The following is a 16,832-nucleotide window of genomic DNA, read 5'->3' on the forward strand; positions in this document are numbered from 1 at the left end:
ATCTGTAGTACTTATCATAATTATTTGTTTTATATTAGGAGAAAAGTTTTGAGATCTGAAATATATACCAAGATAGTATTTGTACTTATGTTGGTAATGTTTGTAAGTATATTCTTTTTTGCTAGAGCTTTAATATCTATAAGCTTTATATTGATTATTCTTTTTTCTTTCTTTAATAAAGAAGTTTTTAGGGTTCTTAAACAAAATAAATCATTACAGTTTCTATTAATATCCGCGATAATGATAAATATTGGCATGATTTATGCATCTTTTGCGAGTCATAGCCTAGATGTTAAGTCAATATTAGGATTTTCTAATCCAATATTTGTTTTTTTATATATATGTTCGGCTAGTTATTTTTTATCTAGAAATATTAAATATGCTAATTATCTTTTAAACTTTTATTTATCCATTGTGGTTATATTTTCTCTATATGCGTTAGTTAGATATGTATTGCATATGGACTTCGTGGTTAGTCAAATATATTTTGGTATACATGGTGGTAGTGTTATCCAATCAATAGTTGCATTGACTTTCCCTTTTTCAGCTGTAGTGATTATTGGTAAAGCTATTAGAATACCAAATATGATGCCAAAGATTCTGATGTATGCTGCTGGTTTACTGGTCATCTTTATAGATCTTTTTGTAAATCGTAGTAAGGCCGGTTATGTTATTGAATTTGTGGTATTTATTTATTATTCATTTATAGCTTTAAAATATTTTAGCTTTAAAAATAATAAATTATGTATAAAACGACTTGTAACGATTCTAACTTGCTGTATCGTTGCAATTAGTATCATTTTTGGAGTTGTCTATAAATTCTCAAGTGTTTTTCATTATAGATTACAAACATCTGTAGAAGAATCACAAGTATTCTTTAATCAAGATTATAATAATACTGATGCAAGAAAACAGTATGAGACATCGACGGGACTTAGATTACTATATTATAGTTCTTCATTTAAAGTTTTAAGAGAGTATCCTAAACTTTATATACTGGGATGTCCTTATCTTACAAATACAACAGATGTTATTGAATGTACTAAAGTGTTGATAAATAAAAATCAAAGATTAAGAGATGATCCTCGCGTAGTTAATGATGGTATTATGGCTCATGATGAATTTGTTAACTATATCTTTAGAGCAGGTATTATTGCTGGAATTTCTCTTTTATTGTGTTTTGTGGCATTTTTTGTTGAAGCAAGATGGTTAGATTATCGTAATTGTGTATATTTTAGAGTATTGATATTGGCAATGTTTATTGGTTGCTTATTTGATTATTTTTTTACTACACAAATAATGGTAATTTTATTTGCAAATTTAACAGCAATATTCTTATCTCAAAGGAAATGTGAGAACAAAAAAGACCGTAATGCTATAAACAACAGTTAGTTATTTCTACTTCATCATCATATTGGCAAGTGTTATGCTTTAAGTTAGTATTTATTAAAGTTCTACTATGTAATAACCTAGCTTGTAAAAATTAAACTATTTGGACTTTTATTTATGTCAACTTCGATTAAAAAGATTCCGGCTTTTATTCCTTCAAGAGCTAAATTATCAAATTCTATAGAATATAAGTACATTCCTAAAAAGATTTTTAAAACTTGGAGAACAAGTGAAGTAAGTCAAGAGATGTATAATGCGGTTTATACATGGATTAATAAAAATCCTGAATGGGATTTTTATTTTTTTGATGATGAGGCATGTCGAGAATTTCTTAAAGAAAACTTTGAGAAAGATGTGCTTGATACATATGACAATATAATACCTGGAGCATATAAATGTGACTTATGGCGCTATTGTGTGTTATATGTACATGGTGGCGTGTATAGTGATATTAAGCAAGAGTTATTAGTTAGTCTTGATGATACTTTATGCTTTGATATTGAGTTTGCTTCAGTTAAAGATAAATATAAGTCAGACTATGAGTTTGATGGCTATATTTATCAGGCATTTATATGCTCAAAGCCAAAGCATCCGTTTTTGAAGAAAGCTATTGACATGATAGTAGAGAACTCAAAGAATGGCTTTTATGGTAATGATCCTTTGAGTATTACAGGACCTGGATTATTGGGTAAGGCCATCAATCTAACAGTTGGTCAACAAGAAAAGACTCCTTTAAATTCAGGTGTTAATAATATAGATAATTTTAGATTTGAACTCTTCCCATATATAAAAGATACAATCTATACGCATCAAAACTCTATGTTTATAAAACCCGAGTATAATCGTTCATATAAAAAAGATCTTCATGTAAATTTAAAAAAAAGTTTTGCTGGCAACTATTCGTTATGCTGGTTTACTGGTAAATGTTTTGTTTCTGGCAAAATTGATAGAGTCAAGTCAAAATTTTTTAACAAAAGAAAAGGGCGATATATTATTGATTCACTCTATCTTGAAGGTAAGCTTAATAAGGCTAGATTGATAGGTATCAAATATATCTTACTACAACCAACTCGTAGTTTATTTCTGATAAGAAAAATAATAAAGAACGAAAAGCAGTTCAAGAATTGATTAATGTCTATTTTTAATCTCGTATTGTAAATTTTTAAGCGATTGGCAATATAGTTGATCTGAGTATTTTTTGAGGTTTTCGCGCATTTGCAAATAATCGTGCTGAGATAACTCTATTGCTTTAGCCATAGCTTCTGCATAATTATCATCTTGTTTATATAATATAGCGTTATCTTGATTGAAGCCATTTATCGGAGCAAAACTTTCTCTAATGATAATTGGCTTTAGAAAACCATATACAAGTTGAAATGTACCACTAGTTTTACAAGTAATATATTTGATGTGATCAGGATTATCTTCGTATGCTGATAGGATAAAGTCTGCTTTTTCAATTTCAGTATACATTTCTTTGAAGTCAAGACGTCCTTTGATATCAAAATACTTTTGCAGGTGCGTGGGTAAATCTTTGATATTTCCTTTACCAATAACAACAACTTTGAAGTTAGTAACACCTGTATTTGCTAGTTCTTCTACAGCATTTACAAGTAGTTTAGTGCTTTTTCTTTTTTCTGAAATTGCTCCAATAGTAACAAAAGTTGTAAGAGAGTTTTTATTATTTAGCTTGAATTGTCCAAAATAGTGGGGGTTAACAGCTATAGTAGTAGCATTTTTGTAATTCATTGTTCTAAGTGTAATGATATCCTTACGTGTTTCAGAATTATTATCAAAGTAGCTATCAATCTCATGCTCAACAAAAAAAAGTTTATTTCTATCCGCTTTTTTACTAAAAAAGTTATATGCTTGGTCTAGATCTTTACCATCATACAGTTTACCAATAGTTGTGATCAGTGTTCCTTGGATACTAGCTAGAGTGCTTTTTTTGAAAAACTTGCGAATTTGTCTTTTAGACATTTTATTGTACGAGATATTTTCATTGTCAAATCTACAGAACAATCCTTCTTTGTATCTTTTAGGATTGATTAGGATAGAAACATGGTAACCTAAATCAAGTAAGTACTTCGCAAATCCAGGAACTATTTCAGCATGGCTGTGTGTACAAGGCTCCCATAGCAAAAATGTATTGTCTTTTATAATGGGTTTTTTGTAAGAAAATATATTATAAATTTTTTTTAAAAAGGACATCTATTACTTCAAACAACTAACTAATATATGAAAACATTATAACACTTTAAGCCAGTAATTCTTACATTACAATTATTAGATATCAGTAAATATTAGTAATTACTATTTCTTAGATTTTGAGACTCTTGTAAATAATCAGATATTGCTTTAGTATGTCTGATATAACATATTATTGTAATTAAATCAGTGGAAACTAAAGATATAAAAGATATTGAAGTTGTTGCCTTGTCATTAGGTCGTAGATTTTCTGGGATTAATGCTAGTATGTTAGCTGTGATGCCAGAGCAAGCTAAGCTAGTAAATATTGTAGGTATGGGTTTTAATATTGATTCTAATGGTATCAAGACGATTAGATTTAGAGACTTTTTATTTAAGTGCTGGCGTGATAAATGGCGTATTTGGCATGCACGTAGAAACATCGATATGCTTGTGGGTATTATTTTAAAGTATATTTTTAGATATAAAATAATACTAGTTTTTACCTCTGTAGCACAAAGGCATCATAAGAAGTTGACAAAATTTTATATAAACAGAATGGAAGCTGTTATATGTCCATCTGAAATATCTGCAAAATATCTTGAGAGACCACCTTATATAGTGCCGCATGGAGTTAATACGGAAGTTTTTTATCCTGCTGACAATAAGGTTCGAGAGTGGCAAAATAGAAAATTACCAGGTAAATACGGTATAGGGATATTTGGCAGAATCAGAAAGTCTAAAGGAACTTATGAATTTATTGAAGCAGTAGTAGCCATGCTAATAAAATATCCTGATTGGACAGCAGTAGTTATTGGTGAAGCAACACCCAAAGATTTAGAATTCAAAAAACAACTAGAACAGATGGTTAAGCAGGCAGGTTTTTCAGAACGGATAATATTTACAGGGTTTATCAAGAATAGTAAAGAGATTCCAAGTTGGTATAGAGCATTAGATATTGTGGTTTGTGCTAGTCATAAAGAAGGTTTTGGCTTGCCAGCTCTTGAAGCTATGGCATCTAAATGCGCTGTGATTGCTACTAAAGCTGGTGCTTGGCCTGAGATTATTACTGATGCTCAAAATGCATATTTGATTGAACCAAAATCAAGTCAACAAATTGCTGAGAAGTTAGATATCTTAATGTCTGATGATAAATTAAGATATGAAATAGCTCAAAATGGTTATGATTTGGTATTATCAAAATATAAAATCCAAAATGAAGCTGAAGGAATTCAGAAGGTTTATGACAAATTTTTGAAAAGAAAGTAATTAGAATATACTGTTTAGTTTTTATTCATCGTAACTAATTTATTTGTAATATCATTATTTGGGAAAGGTAGTTTTTCTAAGATAATATCAAAGCTTTTTGTATTATCTTTATCTAAAGTATTTAAGTCTATCATAACAGGATTATTGGGTTTGTTATATGTTGTTATGTATAGTTTATTATTATTTAAATCTTTGATTACTACGTATGCTGTATGATCAAACATTTTTTTATTTTGAATTTCATCAGCTACAACACCTTTTGGAATATCAACATTATGTAATATATGCGTTACTTTTGATACAAGGTTGTCATCATCTTTAGGACTTTTATTGTTTGCATAATAAGCAATTGCAGCTGTTCTAACAAATCTTGATGGAGGAGAATAATCTCCAGGAATTCCAAGTAATCCACCACCTAAGAAACCACTGATATCTTGAATAGTTCTTTCATGTTTTTCAGTATTAATGACATCACTGATTTTAAGATTCGTAGGTGTTCTATTATCTAATGATAAATAATTTTTTAGATTAAGTAGCTGCCAATCATAAGTTGGCGCATTAGTCATTACTTTAACATTTGAGTTTATATTGTAGAACTTAACTTTACCATCTATGTATTCAACAACTAAACCAGCACCATTTTTATCTGTTATTAAAAAATGAACTTCTGGAGATATTCCATCAATTTCTATATTCGTATCAGACCAAACTTTATATTCTTTTAAAGCTTGCTTAACTTCATTAACATTAGTAAATTGACTCAAAATAAATGTTGTAGATTCAATTATTGATGCGTATTTAGTGTCATCTTTATCTACAGTTTGATATTTTGTAAAACCTGGTAAATAATTTGCACTTAGACTTAATCCTTGACTATTTTGTCCGTCAATTACAAGAGTTTGTCCATCTTTTGACAAACCAGTAGCTAGTACTGAATATTTAGATTTGTATTCCTGTTTCGGTAAATTAGTATTACTAGGCGCTGTTAAATAATGAGAAGTATTTTTAGGAATATAGAGAAGTTGCCAGTTCCAATCAAGAGCCCATTCCATAGTTCTCCCTGATACTACATTACCTTTTTTATTTACTAGGGTTACTGCAGTGCAAGCTATAGACTGTGAAAATAATACAAATAGTAGCAAAATATAAGTAAAAACTTTTTTAGCTAAAAACTTCATCAATGACTATCCTTTATTTATAACTAGTTATTTTGATATTAGCATAACTTTAATAGATTGGTACCATTCATATTTTGATGTCAATGTATAATTTTTAATAGGTGAAATTAAACTTTCACTGACTAATTTGTTTATTTATAATCTATTTATATATAAATAAATCTTGTTAATTAATGGTAGAAATAACTCATCAGTCAGATAAACACCCTAAAGCATTATGGTATATTATAGCAATATATATGTGGGAATATTTTAGCTTCTATGGTATGAGAGCTCTTTTAATCTTATATTTAGTAGAGCATCTTAAATTTAATGATACAACCTCATATGCAATTGCTGGAGCATATGTGACCTTAGTATATCTTTCACCGATTGTTGGTGGAGTAGTTGCAGATAGAGTATTGGGGTATAAGAAAGCTGTTATTTATGGAGCAGCACTTATGTCTATTGGACATATTATTTTAGGTTTTGGAGGAGATGCTAAACTATATCTAGGAATGGCCTTTATAGTTTGTGGTTATGGGTTTTTCAAGAGTAACGTTTCATGCTTATTGGGGCAGCAATATAGTTCTCATGATCCTAAAAAAGATTCAGCATTTACTTTACTATACTTAGGAGGGAATTTCGGAGGTATATTCGCTCCTATGATATGTGGCTTGATAGCCCATTACTATGGTTGGCACTATGGTTTTGGAGTTGCTGGTATTGGTATGATATTTGGTTTAATTGTATTTATACTAGGTTCTAAATATATTCCAGATATTCTTCCTGAGAAACCTTTACCTAAGTATTTTAACGGTTTTATAGTTGTTTTGAGTATAGTTGTTATGGTTGTGCTTGCTTATTTTGCTTTAGAGTATCTTTTTGATGGTTATCTTTTAGCCGTAGCTGCTTGCATAACAACATTATTTTTTATAATTATTTTCATCAAAACAGATTTTTCTACACGTAAATCATTAGTTACTTTATTGCCTTTTTATATTTTTGGCATAGTTTTTTGGGTTTTTGATGAGCAGTTATATACTTCTGTAGAAATATTTATACATAGAAATGTGGATACCTATTTATTCGGGATTGATATACCAGCTAGTACATTCACTTCTATGAACTCTCTGTCAATATTATTTGGAGGTTTAATTCTTGCTTGGATTTGGAAAAGAGTAAAGTCTTTAGATGATGATTTCGGTAGGATGATAAAATTTTCATTTGGATTTATTTTCCAACTGATATGTTTTGTTTTATTCTTTATAGCTGCCAAAAATGCTAGTTTGGATGGTACAACATCAGCATTATTAGTAATTATTGCTTTGGCATTCTTAGGAGTATCTGAATTATTTATAGATCCTATTGCACTTTCTGAGATTACCTCTATTGAAGATAAAAAATATACAGGTTTTTTAGCAGCATCATATATGCTTTTTACAGGAAGTGTTGCAGGATTTATAGGAGCAAAAGTTGCTGACTTAGCTGCATTTAAAGGAGCAAATGAAGATCTTGATTTAATTAAGCAAGCCCATTTATTTGAAGGATTGTTTACTCACATTATGATTATCTTAGGCGTGACTATTTTACTATGGTTTGTGGTCGCATTTTTTATAAAAAAACTAAGATAATAATTTTAGTTGCAGATAAAGAAAGGATAAACTGCGACTATTTTATCATTTAGTAATATAACTTTTGTTATGGAGCGTTCTGATGCTGGTATTTTTAGCTCTTGGAATAGTACTTTCAATTTATTTGCTTTGTTTCTGCCTTGATATCTGCATTTATCAGAAGCTTGTCTTTCTCGGACTATAATTTCTTCAGCATTAAAGTCTTTATTCCATTTCTTTTTGAGCCATTCAATTATATCTTTATTATCTGAGCTTAAATCTATTAGGTTATTATTTTTGATTATTAGCTGATTATATTCTACAGATATTTGATATTGTTGATTGATATCAAGCAGCCAGCCAGTATGGATATCACCATTAAGAGCTTTATGTATCTCTTTGATTTGCTTACTTTTTAGACTTTGGTTTGTTGCTTCTTTAAACCAATGATGAATTAAACTTTTTTGTATATCATTATCTAAGGTAAGTAACTCAGAGACAACTAGATTATTATCTTTAGAAATTTTCTGTAATTTTTCCTTAAGTAGCTTTTGTAATATGTTACTACTTTCTGCACAGATCTTAGCACTTCGAGAAAGAGTTCTGCTAATATTTGGATTAATTTGCTCTAATATTGGCATTATTTGATTACGAATAAGATTTCGGCGATATTTTATATCCTCATTACTATCATCATAGATATAATCAATATTATGCTGTTTTGCAAATTGTTGGATATCTTTCTTTGTATAGTCTAAAAGAGGGCGTAGCACACCCCCATGATTTAATTGTTTATAGAATGGCATACTCGCTAGTCCAGCTAATCCTGATCCTCTTATCGCTTGAATTAGGAATGTTTCAGCTTGATCATCTAGATGATGACCTAGTAGAAGAATCGGATTAGAATACTGACGCATGATCTCGATAAAGAAATCCATCCTTTGTTTACTTGCCCAAGCTTCAAAACTTTCTCCTTTAGGTGCATGACTTAGAAAATGAGTAATGAATTTTATGTTTGCATTACGGCATGTTGTTTGACAATGCAATTGCCACTCTAGTGCATCAGGATGGATATTATGGTTAACATAAATAGCAATAGTTGGGATGTCTAAATCTTTTGTTATATCTAACAAAACACTAGAGTCTATACCACCGCTATAACCGATAATTATGTGAGAAGGAGAGTGTTTTAAAATTTGAGAGATAATTTGGGTTTTATCTAGAGACATTTATACAAGAAAACGAGCTTTTATTGTTGTTTTGATTTTTTTGAATTCATCAACAAGGTCTTTTGCCTCATTAGATGTTGATTTAATATCCATTACAACATAACCAATATTTTCTAGAGTTCTAAGATATTGACCCTCAACGTTAATATTTTTTGTAGCTAATATTTTGTTTAGCTCATTCATGGTACCAGGTATATTTTGGTGTATATGTAATATTCTATGTGTCTCAGTATGGCTAGGTAGTGATAATTCTGGGAAGTTTACAGCATTTAGAGTAGAACCATTATCAGAATATTTAATAAGCTTAGCAGCGACTTCATTGGCAATATTTTCCTGTGCTTCAATAGTACTACCACCAATATGAGGCGTTAAGAAAACATTATCAAAACCTCTTAGTGGACTTTCAAATATTTCGCCTTTAGCAGATGGTTCTTTAGGGAAAACATCTATAGCAGCACCTTTTAGTTTGCCATTTTTCAAAACTTCAACTAAAGCATCAATATCAACAACATTTCCTCTAGAAGCATTAATTAGTACTGAGTTTTCTTTCATAAAACTAAGTTCTTTAGCAGAAATCATATTTGCAGTTGTAGGTAGTTGAGGTACATGTAGTGAGACAACATCAGAATTTTTAAGTAGAGTCTCTAAACTTTCTACAGCGCTAGCATTTCCTAAAGGAAGTTTTTCTTCTATATCGTAAAATATGACATTTAAGCCTATACTTTCTGCTAAAATACCAAGCTGCATACCAATATGACCATATCCAATAATTCCAAGAGTTTTACCTCTCACTTCATTAGCATTATCAGCTGATTTATGCCATTCGCCACGATGAGTTTTAGCATTTTTATCAATTACATTACGTATCAATAAAATTGCTTCAGCTAACACAAGCTCAGCAACACTACGAGTATTTGAAAATGGGGCGTTAAATACAGGTATTCCTAGATTTTGAGCTGTCTTAAGGTCAACTTGGTTTGTACCAATACAGAAGCAACCTATAGCAGTCAAATGAGAAGACTGTTCTAGTACTTCTTTAGTAAGCTGTGTACGTGAGCGTAAGCCAACGATTTTAAAATCTTTAAGCTTATCTACAAGCTCTTGACCTTCTAGTGCTGTATTCAATAGTTCAATATTTTCGTATCCAGCAGCTTTAAATGATTCAAGAGCATTTAAATGAATACCTTCTAAAAGTAGAATAGGGATTTTCTTTTTATTAAGAGATAATTGATTCATTTTTATAATATCCTTATACAGAAATTTTTGCTTTTATAGCTGGATGATGTTTATAATTCTGAAATTCAAAGTCTTCATATTTGTAATCAAATATAGAACTTGGTTTTCTTAAGATTTTAAGCGTTGGTAAGTCTAAAGGCTCTCTACTAAGCTGCTCATTTACTTGCTCTATATGATTGTTATAAATATGACAGTCACCACCAGACCAAATAAATTCACCAACAGCAAGGTCACATTGCTGAGCAATCATGTGTGTTAGTAAAGAGTAGCTTGCAATGTTAAATGGAACACCTAGGAAAGCATCTGCACTTCGTTGAGTAAGCATGCACGATAATTTGTTTTCAGCAACATAAAATTGGAACATGGCATGACATGGAGGTAGAGCAGAGTTACCCTGTAGAATATTTTCTTGTGGAGAGATTTTTTCTGATGGAACTACACAAGGGTTCCACGCTGATACCAATATTCTACGAGAATTTGGGTTGGTCTTTAGTAATTGAATTACTTCAGCAATTTGATCTACACCTTCGTCATTGAAGTTACGCCATTGCTTACCATATATAGGTCCAAGCTCGCCATCTTCTGTAGCCCATTCGTTCCAAATTCTGACTTTGTTATCATTTAGATATTTTACATTAGTACTGCCACTTAAAAACCATAATAGTTCGTGAACCACGCTTGGGATATGAATTTTTTTTGTGGTAACTAGTGGAAAATCTTTCTGTAAATCAAAGCGCATTTGATAGCCAAAAATACTTCTTGTACCAGTGCCTGTTCTATCGCCTTTTTCAGTCCCATTGTCTTTGATATATTTTAGAAAGCTTAGATATTCTCGCATTTATTCTTCCTTGTTTTTATAAACACCATGATAAGAATTATTGCCCCTAACACGATCATGGGAATAGATAGTATCTGTCCCATAGTCATCCAGTTAAAGAATATATAACCATATTGAGGGTCTGGTTGTCTGAAAAACTCGCAGATAAATCTAGCACTACCATACAAGAACATAAACAATCCTAATATTAAGTAGCGTGGTCTTTTTTTGATACTAACTAGCCATAAGACTGTAAATAATACAACTCCCTCTAAAAAGAATTCAAACAGTTGAGAAGGGTATCTAGGTAATGGCCCTCCTGTAGGAAAAATCATTCCTATTGGAGAATTTGTGACCTTCCCCCATAGTTCGCCGTTTATGAAATTACCAATTCTACCAGCACCTAAGCCTATAGGCACAACTGGAGCTACAAATTCACCAAGGTCAAAGAAGTTGACTCCAAGTTTGCGTGCATATAACGCAAATGCTACTAAAACGCCAATAAACCCTCCATGGAATGACATACCACCATCCCATAAGAAAAACATTTGTAGCGGATTATGAAAATAGTAAGGTAGATTGTAGAAGATTATATAGCCAATTCTACCGCCTAATATAACACCTAATGCAATATAAAAGGTTAAATCGCCAGCTTGTTCAGGTTTGATTGGAGCCCATGATTTAACTTTTGCTCGGTATCTTAATAAATACCAGCCAGCAAAAATACCAAATAAATACATTAAGCCATACCAGTGGACTTTTATTGGGCCCAGATGTAGAGCAACTGGATCAATTTGAGGGTAATGTAACATTAGATAGCCTTGCTATTTAGATTATTGACTGAGATTCAAAATCAAGAGCTGCAGAATAGCTTATATATTCTGGTTCAGGTTGATTTTGTTTAGTTACTTTTTCTACTGTCTTTTCTTTTTTGTTATTTTTAACAGTTTTAGCCTTTTCTTTCTTAGTATTGTTTTGTTCAGATGTTTTATCATCTTTATCTAATTTGGCTTTTTTAGGTTGTTGTTCTTTTACAACAGCCTCATCTACTATTTCAATAGTTTCTTTTATTTCTTCATGAATACTATTGCTTTCTGCTTCTATACTTTCAAGTTTCACAGTTTCTTCAGCTTGTCTAGCAGCTTCTTTAAGAATATTTATTTCTTTATCCACTGAAACAGTATCAAATTTTAAGTATTTATTGGTTTTTGCTTTCTCTTGGGTAGCAACTTTTGTAGCTCCATCATCTTTTAAGCTATCATAGTTTTCTAAAACATCTTTAACCATAACAGAGATAAACTCTTCAGGGTTTTTAGATATTACCTTCTTAATGTTATCTGTTTTTTCTGCTGTTTGATTCTGATATTTAAGCTGAGTAATATCTACAACCTCTTCAGCATTATTAAGATTTAGATTATTACTTCTGCTGTTGTTACGATTGTTTGATTTTTTATCAAATTTATCATTACCTGATTTATTCTTGTTACGATCATTTCTGCTATCATTATTTCTACGATCGTTACGTTGGCCATTATCTCTTTCTTGTCTATTGTCTTGAGACTTTTGGACTTGAGGTTTTTGACCTTTATTATTATTTTTATTATCGTTGCGATCATTGTTATTGTTATTGCCTTTACGATCGTCACGCTGATTATTACCTTTTTGAGGTCCTTTATCTTGAGACTTTTGAGGTTTTTGAGTATTGTCTTTATTGTTGTTTTGCTTATTTTGAGGTTTCCCATTCTCAGCAGCGATATCTTCAGTACTACCTGTAAGCTTAGTTAATAATTTGCTAAAGAAGCCTTTTTTCTTTGATTCTTGTTGCGTATTACTTTCTTTTTTATTGTCTTGAGTAGTATTGGCATCAATGCTCTTATTTTCTTGAGACTTGTCTTCTTTAGCATCTAAATTTTGATCGTTAGACGTTGGTTTGGTTAGCTCAACCGCAGCAATTTTCTTTTTTCCTGCTTTAGGGATTTCAACGTTAAATACATCTTCTATTAAGTCAGAACTAGTACGATTTGATTTGTAGCTTGTACCCCAAATTCTTTGCATTTGAAACTTTGGAGATTCCATGTTGAAGTTAGGAATTAACATAACTTTGACTTCAGAGATTCTTTCGATTTCAACGATACTATCTCTTTTCTCATTTAGTATATATGCAGCTATATCAACTGGTACTTGAACACGTATCTCATTTGTATCTTCTTTGATAGCTTCCGCTCTAATTTTGCGTAAAATAGTAAGCGCAGTAGCTTGAGTAGTCTTAATAAAGCCATGACCGTCACAACGAGGACACTTTTGCATTACACTTTCATTAATTGATGAGCTTAAGCGTTGTCTAGATATTTCAACAAGTCCAAGTTTGGATATACGCGACATCTGAATGCGTGCTCTATCTTGTTGAAGCGCTTCCATTAACTTTTCTTCAACTTGCTTTCTATTTGGATAGAATGACATATCAATGAAATCAACAATAACAAGACCGCCAAGATCTCTAATTCTAAGTTGACGAGCAACTTCTTCAGCAGCTTCTAAGTTTGTTTTAAAAGCTGTTGTTTCAACATCTTCAGCTTTGTTAGCGCGAGATGAGTTAACATCAATGGCAACTAAAGCTTCTGTTGTGTCAATTACAATAGATCCACCAGAAGGTAATCTAATTTCTCTTTTGTAAGCATTTTCTATCTGTTGGTCTATGCCAAATTGAGCAAATATTGGTAGTTCTTCGTTGTATAACTTTACTTTGTTTATATCAAAACTTTGTCTAAGTAGACCAAGTTGTCTTTTAACATCTTCAAAGCATTCTTTAGAGTCTACAATAATTTCTTTGACGTCTTCTTTTAGATGATCTCTAACTGTTCTGACAATTATGTCACTCTCTTTGTGAAGTAGGGCAGGCTTTTTAATTCTATGGTAAGCCTTGAATATTGAATCCCATAACTCAACTAGAGTGTCGAAATCATGTTTTAACTCTTCAAAAGAACACTCAACACAAGCTGTTCTAGCAATTACGCTCATGTTTTTAGGAATGTTTAGATCCTTTAAATATTTCTTCAGTCTTTCTCTATCCTCACCTTCTACGCGACGTGAAATACCGCCACCATCCGCGTTGTTTGGTAGTAAAACCATATATGAGCCAGCAAGTGTAATAAACGTAGTTAAAGCAGCACCTTTATCACCACGCTCCTCTTTGTCGATTTGAACTATTAATTCTTGACCTTCTGAAAGAAGATGCGCAATATTCTCACCATTTGGTACGTCTTTTAGATAATATTCAGAAACTTCTTTGAATGGTAAAAAACCGTTCTTTTCTTCACCATAATTGACAAATATCGCATTTAAACTAGGCTCGATTCTAGAAATGTAGCCTTTATAAATATTAGCTTTCTTTTGTTCTCTATCAACATTCTCGATATCTAAGTCAATAAGTTTTCCATTGTCTAGAGTAGCAATTCTTGTTTCTTCACTACTTTTACTATTTATTAGTATTTTTTTCATTTTTTAGTTAATTCCTTCAATAATATAATGTTCACAACTAACTGTTTAATAAGCTAGCTCGTTAAGTTCAGACCTTTTTGGTCTTTTTAATAAATCGCTTTTATAGACTATTTCATATATGAAACTGACTAAATTTACCATCTTTAATCATGCGCCTATTTTGTTAACGATTTTGTTAAAGTACTATGTACGCAATTATTTGATATAATATCAATATTAGCTAATAATTAAAAGAATTATTGATTTTTAATGGGTCTTATATATCTAGATTATGCAGCGACTACTCCACTTAGTCAAAATGTCAAAAGAACAATGTTAAAGTTAATTAGTGATGGCTCTGATTTTTTTAATTCTGGATCATCAACTTATGAGCAGGCTTTATTAGTTCGCGATAAAGTTGAGCAAGCAAGGGTATCTATAGCAGATAGTTTGTCTGTTTTACCTAGAGAGATTATTTTTACATCAGGAGCTACTGAGTCAAATAATCTTGCAATAAAAGGAGTTGCTCGCGCTTATCAAAATAAAGGTAAGCATATAGTTACATCAAAAGTTGAACATAAAGCGGTACTTGATGTTTGTAAGTTTTTAGAGGCCAAAGGATTTGAAGTTACATACTTAGATGTAGATGGATTTGGACAGATTGATTTAGAGCAACTTAAAAAAGCTATCAAACAAGAGACTATACTTGTAAGCTTAATGGCTGTGAATAATGAACTAGGAACCTTAAATAATCTTCGTGAGATAGGTAAGCTAACTAAGCAGAGTGGTATAGTTTTTCATGTCGATGCTGCTCAAGGATATGGCAAGATTGATATTGATATAAATGATATGAATATCGATTTGTTATCGGTATCCGGACATAAAATTTATGCTCCAAAAGGTGTGGGATTTTTATATGTGAGATCTAAAAGGCCGAAGGTTAAGTTAGAAAAACAGATACATGGTGGGGCGCAGGAATTTAATCTAAGAGCAGGAACATTAGCAAATTATCAGATATTTGCATTAGCTGAGGCTGTAAAAGAGATGTTTGTTAATAGACAGAACAATCTGCAGTACATACAGGATTTGCGAGATGCTTTTTTGAGCGTTATTGGGGAAATTAATAATATAAAGATCAATACACAGCTGGATAATAGTTATCCTGGGATTTTGAGTATTACTTTTGTAGGTGTAAAAGGTGAGACTTTGTTAGCAATGCTAGATGGCATCTGTATGTCTATGGGTTCTGCATGTAATTCTCAAGCTGTTGAACCATCTCATGTCTTAGTTGCTATTGGTTTGAATGCTGATCAGGCAGAATCTACAATAAGAATTTCATTTGGTCTACATACTTCAAGAGAACAGGTTGTATTGGCAGCTAAAAGACTAATAGAAAAAGTTAAGCTTTTGAGAGCCGTGTCTCCACAAGGAGAGGAAGATGTATAACGATTTAGTAAAGAAACTCCTTACTGAGGTTAATTTTGAAGACGCTGTTATTTTGCCTGAGCAGGTCAAGTATTTTGTGATTGATAATTTTTCGGTTATAGAGATGTATATTTCTGAAGAAAAAATCTCATTTAGAGTTTATGGAGATGCTTATATGCTAGCAATGATAAAATGGTTGCAAAAAAAATTACAGCATAAAGCGGATATCAAGAAAATAACACTACAAGAGCTTGTGAAGGAGTTTGATCTGCCAGAGTTTAAATATAGAAATGCTTCGCAAATAATGGAACTTATTGAGAAAATAAATGCAGCAGTTGTATGATTTTTATATATTGCATCAATGTAAATATAAAGAAAATTCTCTACTTGTAAGTATATTTACTCGAGAGTTTGGCAAGATTTCGGGATTAATAAGGGTTAATAAAAAAACGATAAATCTATACCAACCTTTAGTTAAGTTAAAAGGACAAATTAGTCTTGCGAAAAAGTCAGATGGATTATCTAAAATTTACAACGTAGAGTTTGTTGAGTCATTTTATCAAAACACATATATCAATCTACTATCATTGCAGTACATGAATGAGTTGATATATCTGCTACTAAGCTACTCTCATGAAGAAGAGTTTTTATTTGAGAAATATGCTTTTATTCTAAAAAATATAAATGAAATTAATTATAAATATTTGTTGAGGATGTTTGAGCTTGAGTTGCTAGATAGTCTTGGGCAGGGAGTTTATGTCGATTGTGATATTGATGGTATGCTTATTGATGAGAGTCTGAATTACTCGATACTTGCCACGGGTTTTAAAAAAAATCTATCAGCTATTCCAAATAGTATATCTGGCAAAAATCTCTTGAAAATCAATCAATCAGTGAGCTCATGGACAACTGAAGATTTAAAAGTCATTTCTAAAGTTACTCGTACCTATATTGATTATGCTTTAGCAGGTAAGCAGTTAAAGAGCCGTAAGCTTTTGATAGATTATTTGAATTTGGGTAAAAAATAAGTCTT

At 31.3% G+C, this 16,832-nt stretch carries 14 protein-coding genes; 7 read left to right on the plus strand and 7 right to left on the minus strand.

Annotated features, from left to right (window positions below; all coding sequences use genetic code 11):
- Positions 1-48: 48 nt before the first annotated feature.
- Positions 49-1,392, plus strand: a complete 1,344-nt coding sequence (locus tag ACKTR7_RS08575; protein WP_407877918.1) for a hypothetical protein — start codon at positions 49-51, stop codon at positions 1,390-1,392.
- A 114-nt stretch (positions 1,393-1,506) separates the two neighbouring features.
- Positions 1,507-2,517: a glycosyltransferase family 32 protein gene (locus tag ACKTR7_RS08580; RefSeq protein ID WP_407877919.1), complete on the plus strand. Its 1,011-nt coding sequence runs from the start codon at positions 1,507-1,509 to the stop codon at positions 2,515-2,517.
- Here the strand turns inward: ACKTR7_RS08580 and ACKTR7_RS08585 are convergent, their stop codons facing one another.
- Positions 2,518-3,600 carry a hypothetical protein gene (locus ACKTR7_RS08585; protein WP_407877920.1) on the minus strand — a complete coding sequence of 361 codons (1,083 nt, stop codon included), beginning with the start codon at positions 3,598-3,600 and terminating at the stop codon, positions 2,518-2,520.
- A 186-nt stretch (positions 3,601-3,786) separates the two neighbouring features.
- Between ACKTR7_RS08585 and ACKTR7_RS08590 the strand changes: the two genes are divergently transcribed.
- Complete coding sequence (locus ACKTR7_RS08590; RefSeq protein ID WP_407877921.1) at positions 3,787-4,845, plus strand: glycosyltransferase family 4 protein; 1,059 nt, start codon at positions 3,787-3,789, stop codon at positions 4,843-4,845.
- 14 nt (positions 4,846-4,859) lie between these two features.
- Here the strand turns inward: ACKTR7_RS08590 and ACKTR7_RS08595 are convergent, their stop codons facing one another.
- Positions 4,860-6,023: a linear amide C-N hydrolase gene (locus ACKTR7_RS08595; RefSeq protein ID WP_407877922.1), complete on the minus strand. Its 1,164-nt coding sequence runs from the start codon at positions 6,021-6,023 to the stop codon at positions 4,860-4,862.
- 173 nt (positions 6,024-6,196) lie between these two features.
- Here ACKTR7_RS08595 and ACKTR7_RS08600 point away from each other — a divergent pair, with 173 nt between their 5' ends.
- Positions 6,197-7,636, plus strand: coding sequence for a peptide MFS transporter (locus ACKTR7_RS08600; protein WP_407877923.1), 1,440 nt, complete (start codon positions 6,197-6,199; stop codon positions 7,634-7,636).
- Between the two features lie 5 nt (positions 7,637-7,641).
- Here the strand turns inward: ACKTR7_RS08600 and tilS are convergent, their stop codons facing one another.
- The 5 genes from tilS to ACKTR7_RS08625 are packed head-to-tail and all read right to left on the minus strand — an operon-like array spanning position 7,642 to position 14,395.
- The gene (gene tilS, locus ACKTR7_RS08605; protein WP_407877924.1) at positions 7,642-8,844 is read right to left on the minus strand and encodes a tRNA lysidine(34) synthetase TilS; all 1,203 of its coding nucleotides are present in this window, start codon (positions 8,842-8,844) and stop codon (positions 7,642-7,644) included.
- A complete protein-coding gene (gene serA / locus ACKTR7_RS08610) occupies positions 8,845-10,080 on the minus strand; it encodes a phosphoglycerate dehydrogenase (RefSeq protein ID WP_407877925.1) in 1,236 nt (411 codons plus the stop codon).
- Between the two features lie 13 nt (positions 10,081-10,093).
- Positions 10,094-10,918 (minus strand): thymidylate synthase, encoded by an 825-nt coding sequence (locus ACKTR7_RS08615; protein ID WP_407877926.1) that lies wholly within the window; start codon positions 10,916-10,918, stop codon positions 10,094-10,096.
- Positions 10,903-11,709: a prolipoprotein diacylglyceryl transferase gene (gene lgt / locus ACKTR7_RS08620; protein ID WP_014715483.1), complete on the minus strand. Its 807-nt coding sequence runs from the start codon at positions 11,707-11,709 to the stop codon at positions 10,903-10,905. The genes ACKTR7_RS08615 and lgt overlap by 16 nt, the downstream gene beginning before the upstream one ends.
- A 16-nt stretch (positions 11,710-11,725) precedes the next feature.
- Positions 11,726-14,395: an Rne/Rng family ribonuclease gene (locus ACKTR7_RS08625; RefSeq protein ID WP_407877927.1), complete on the minus strand. Its 2,670-nt coding sequence runs from the start codon at positions 14,393-14,395 to the stop codon at positions 11,726-11,728.
- Positions 14,396-14,644: 249 nt separating this feature from the next.
- Between ACKTR7_RS08625 and ACKTR7_RS08630 the strand changes: the two genes are divergently transcribed.
- From ACKTR7_RS08630 to recO, 3 genes are read left to right on the plus strand one after another with little or no spacing between them, the layout of a single operon-like run.
- Positions 14,645-15,820 (plus strand): cysteine desulfurase family protein, encoded by a 1,176-nt coding sequence (locus ACKTR7_RS08630; RefSeq protein ID WP_407877928.1) that lies wholly within the window; start codon positions 14,645-14,647, stop codon positions 15,818-15,820.
- Positions 15,813-16,142 (plus strand): hypothetical protein, encoded by a 330-nt coding sequence (locus tag ACKTR7_RS08635; RefSeq protein ID WP_407877929.1) that lies wholly within the window; start codon positions 15,813-15,815, stop codon positions 16,140-16,142. The genes ACKTR7_RS08630 and ACKTR7_RS08635 overlap by 8 nt, the downstream gene beginning before the upstream one ends.
- Positions 16,126-16,827, plus strand: coding sequence for a DNA repair protein RecO (recO, locus tag ACKTR7_RS08640; RefSeq protein WP_407877930.1), 702 nt, complete (start codon positions 16,126-16,128; stop codon positions 16,825-16,827). Before ACKTR7_RS08635 ends, recO begins: the two co-directional genes overlap by 17 nt.
- The last annotated feature ends 5 nt before the right edge of the window (positions 16,828-16,832 follow it).

The sequence above is a fragment of the Francisella sciaenopsi genome (assembly GCF_045862875.1).
GTDB classification, from domain to species: Bacteria; Pseudomonadota; Gammaproteobacteria; order Francisellales; family Francisellaceae; genus Francisella; species Francisella sciaenopsi.

What these genes read in the sequence shown, in the direction of transcription:
- ACKTR7_RS08600 (WP_407877923.1), top strand. Translation starts at nt 6,197, where the DNA reads ATGGTAGAAATAACTCATCAGTCAGATAAACACCCTAAAGCATTATGG.
- ACKTR7_RS08595 (WP_407877922.1), bottom strand. Translation starts at nt 6,023, where the DNA reads ATGAAGTTTTTAGCTAAAAAAGTTTTTACTTATATTTTGCTACTATTT.
- ACKTR7_RS08625 (WP_407877927.1), bottom strand. Translation starts at nt 14,395, where the DNA reads ATGAAAAAAATACTAATAAATAGTAAAAGTAGTGAAGAAACAAGAATT.
- tilS (WP_407877924.1), bottom strand. Translation starts at nt 8,844, where the DNA reads ATGTCTCTAGATAAAACCCAAATTATCTCTCAAATTTTAAAACACTCT.
- serA (WP_407877925.1), bottom strand. Translation starts at nt 10,080, where the DNA reads ATGAATCAATTATCTCTTAATAAAAAGAAAATCCCTATTCTACTTTTA.
- recO (WP_407877930.1), top strand. Translation starts at nt 16,126, where the DNA reads ATGCAGCAGTTGTATGATTTTTATATATTGCATCAATGTAAATATAAA.
- ACKTR7_RS08615 (WP_407877926.1), bottom strand. Translation starts at nt 10,918, where the DNA reads ATGCGAGAATATCTAAGCTTTCTAAAATATATCAAAGACAATGGGACT.
- ACKTR7_RS08635 (WP_407877929.1), top strand. Translation starts at nt 15,813, where the DNA reads ATGTATAACGATTTAGTAAAGAAACTCCTTACTGAGGTTAATTTTGAA.
- lgt (WP_014715483.1), bottom strand. Translation starts at nt 11,709, where the DNA reads ATGTTACATTACCCTCAAATTGATCCAGTTGCTCTACATCTGGGCCCA.
- ACKTR7_RS08585 (WP_407877920.1), bottom strand. Translation starts at nt 3,600, where the DNA reads ATGTCCTTTTTAAAAAAAATTTATAATATATTTTCTTACAAAAAACCC.
- ACKTR7_RS08580 (WP_407877919.1), top strand. Translation starts at nt 1,507, where the DNA reads ATGTCAACTTCGATTAAAAAGATTCCGGCTTTTATTCCTTCAAGAGCT.
- ACKTR7_RS08630 (WP_407877928.1), top strand. Translation starts at nt 14,645, where the DNA reads ATGGGTCTTATATATCTAGATTATGCAGCGACTACTCCACTTAGTCAA.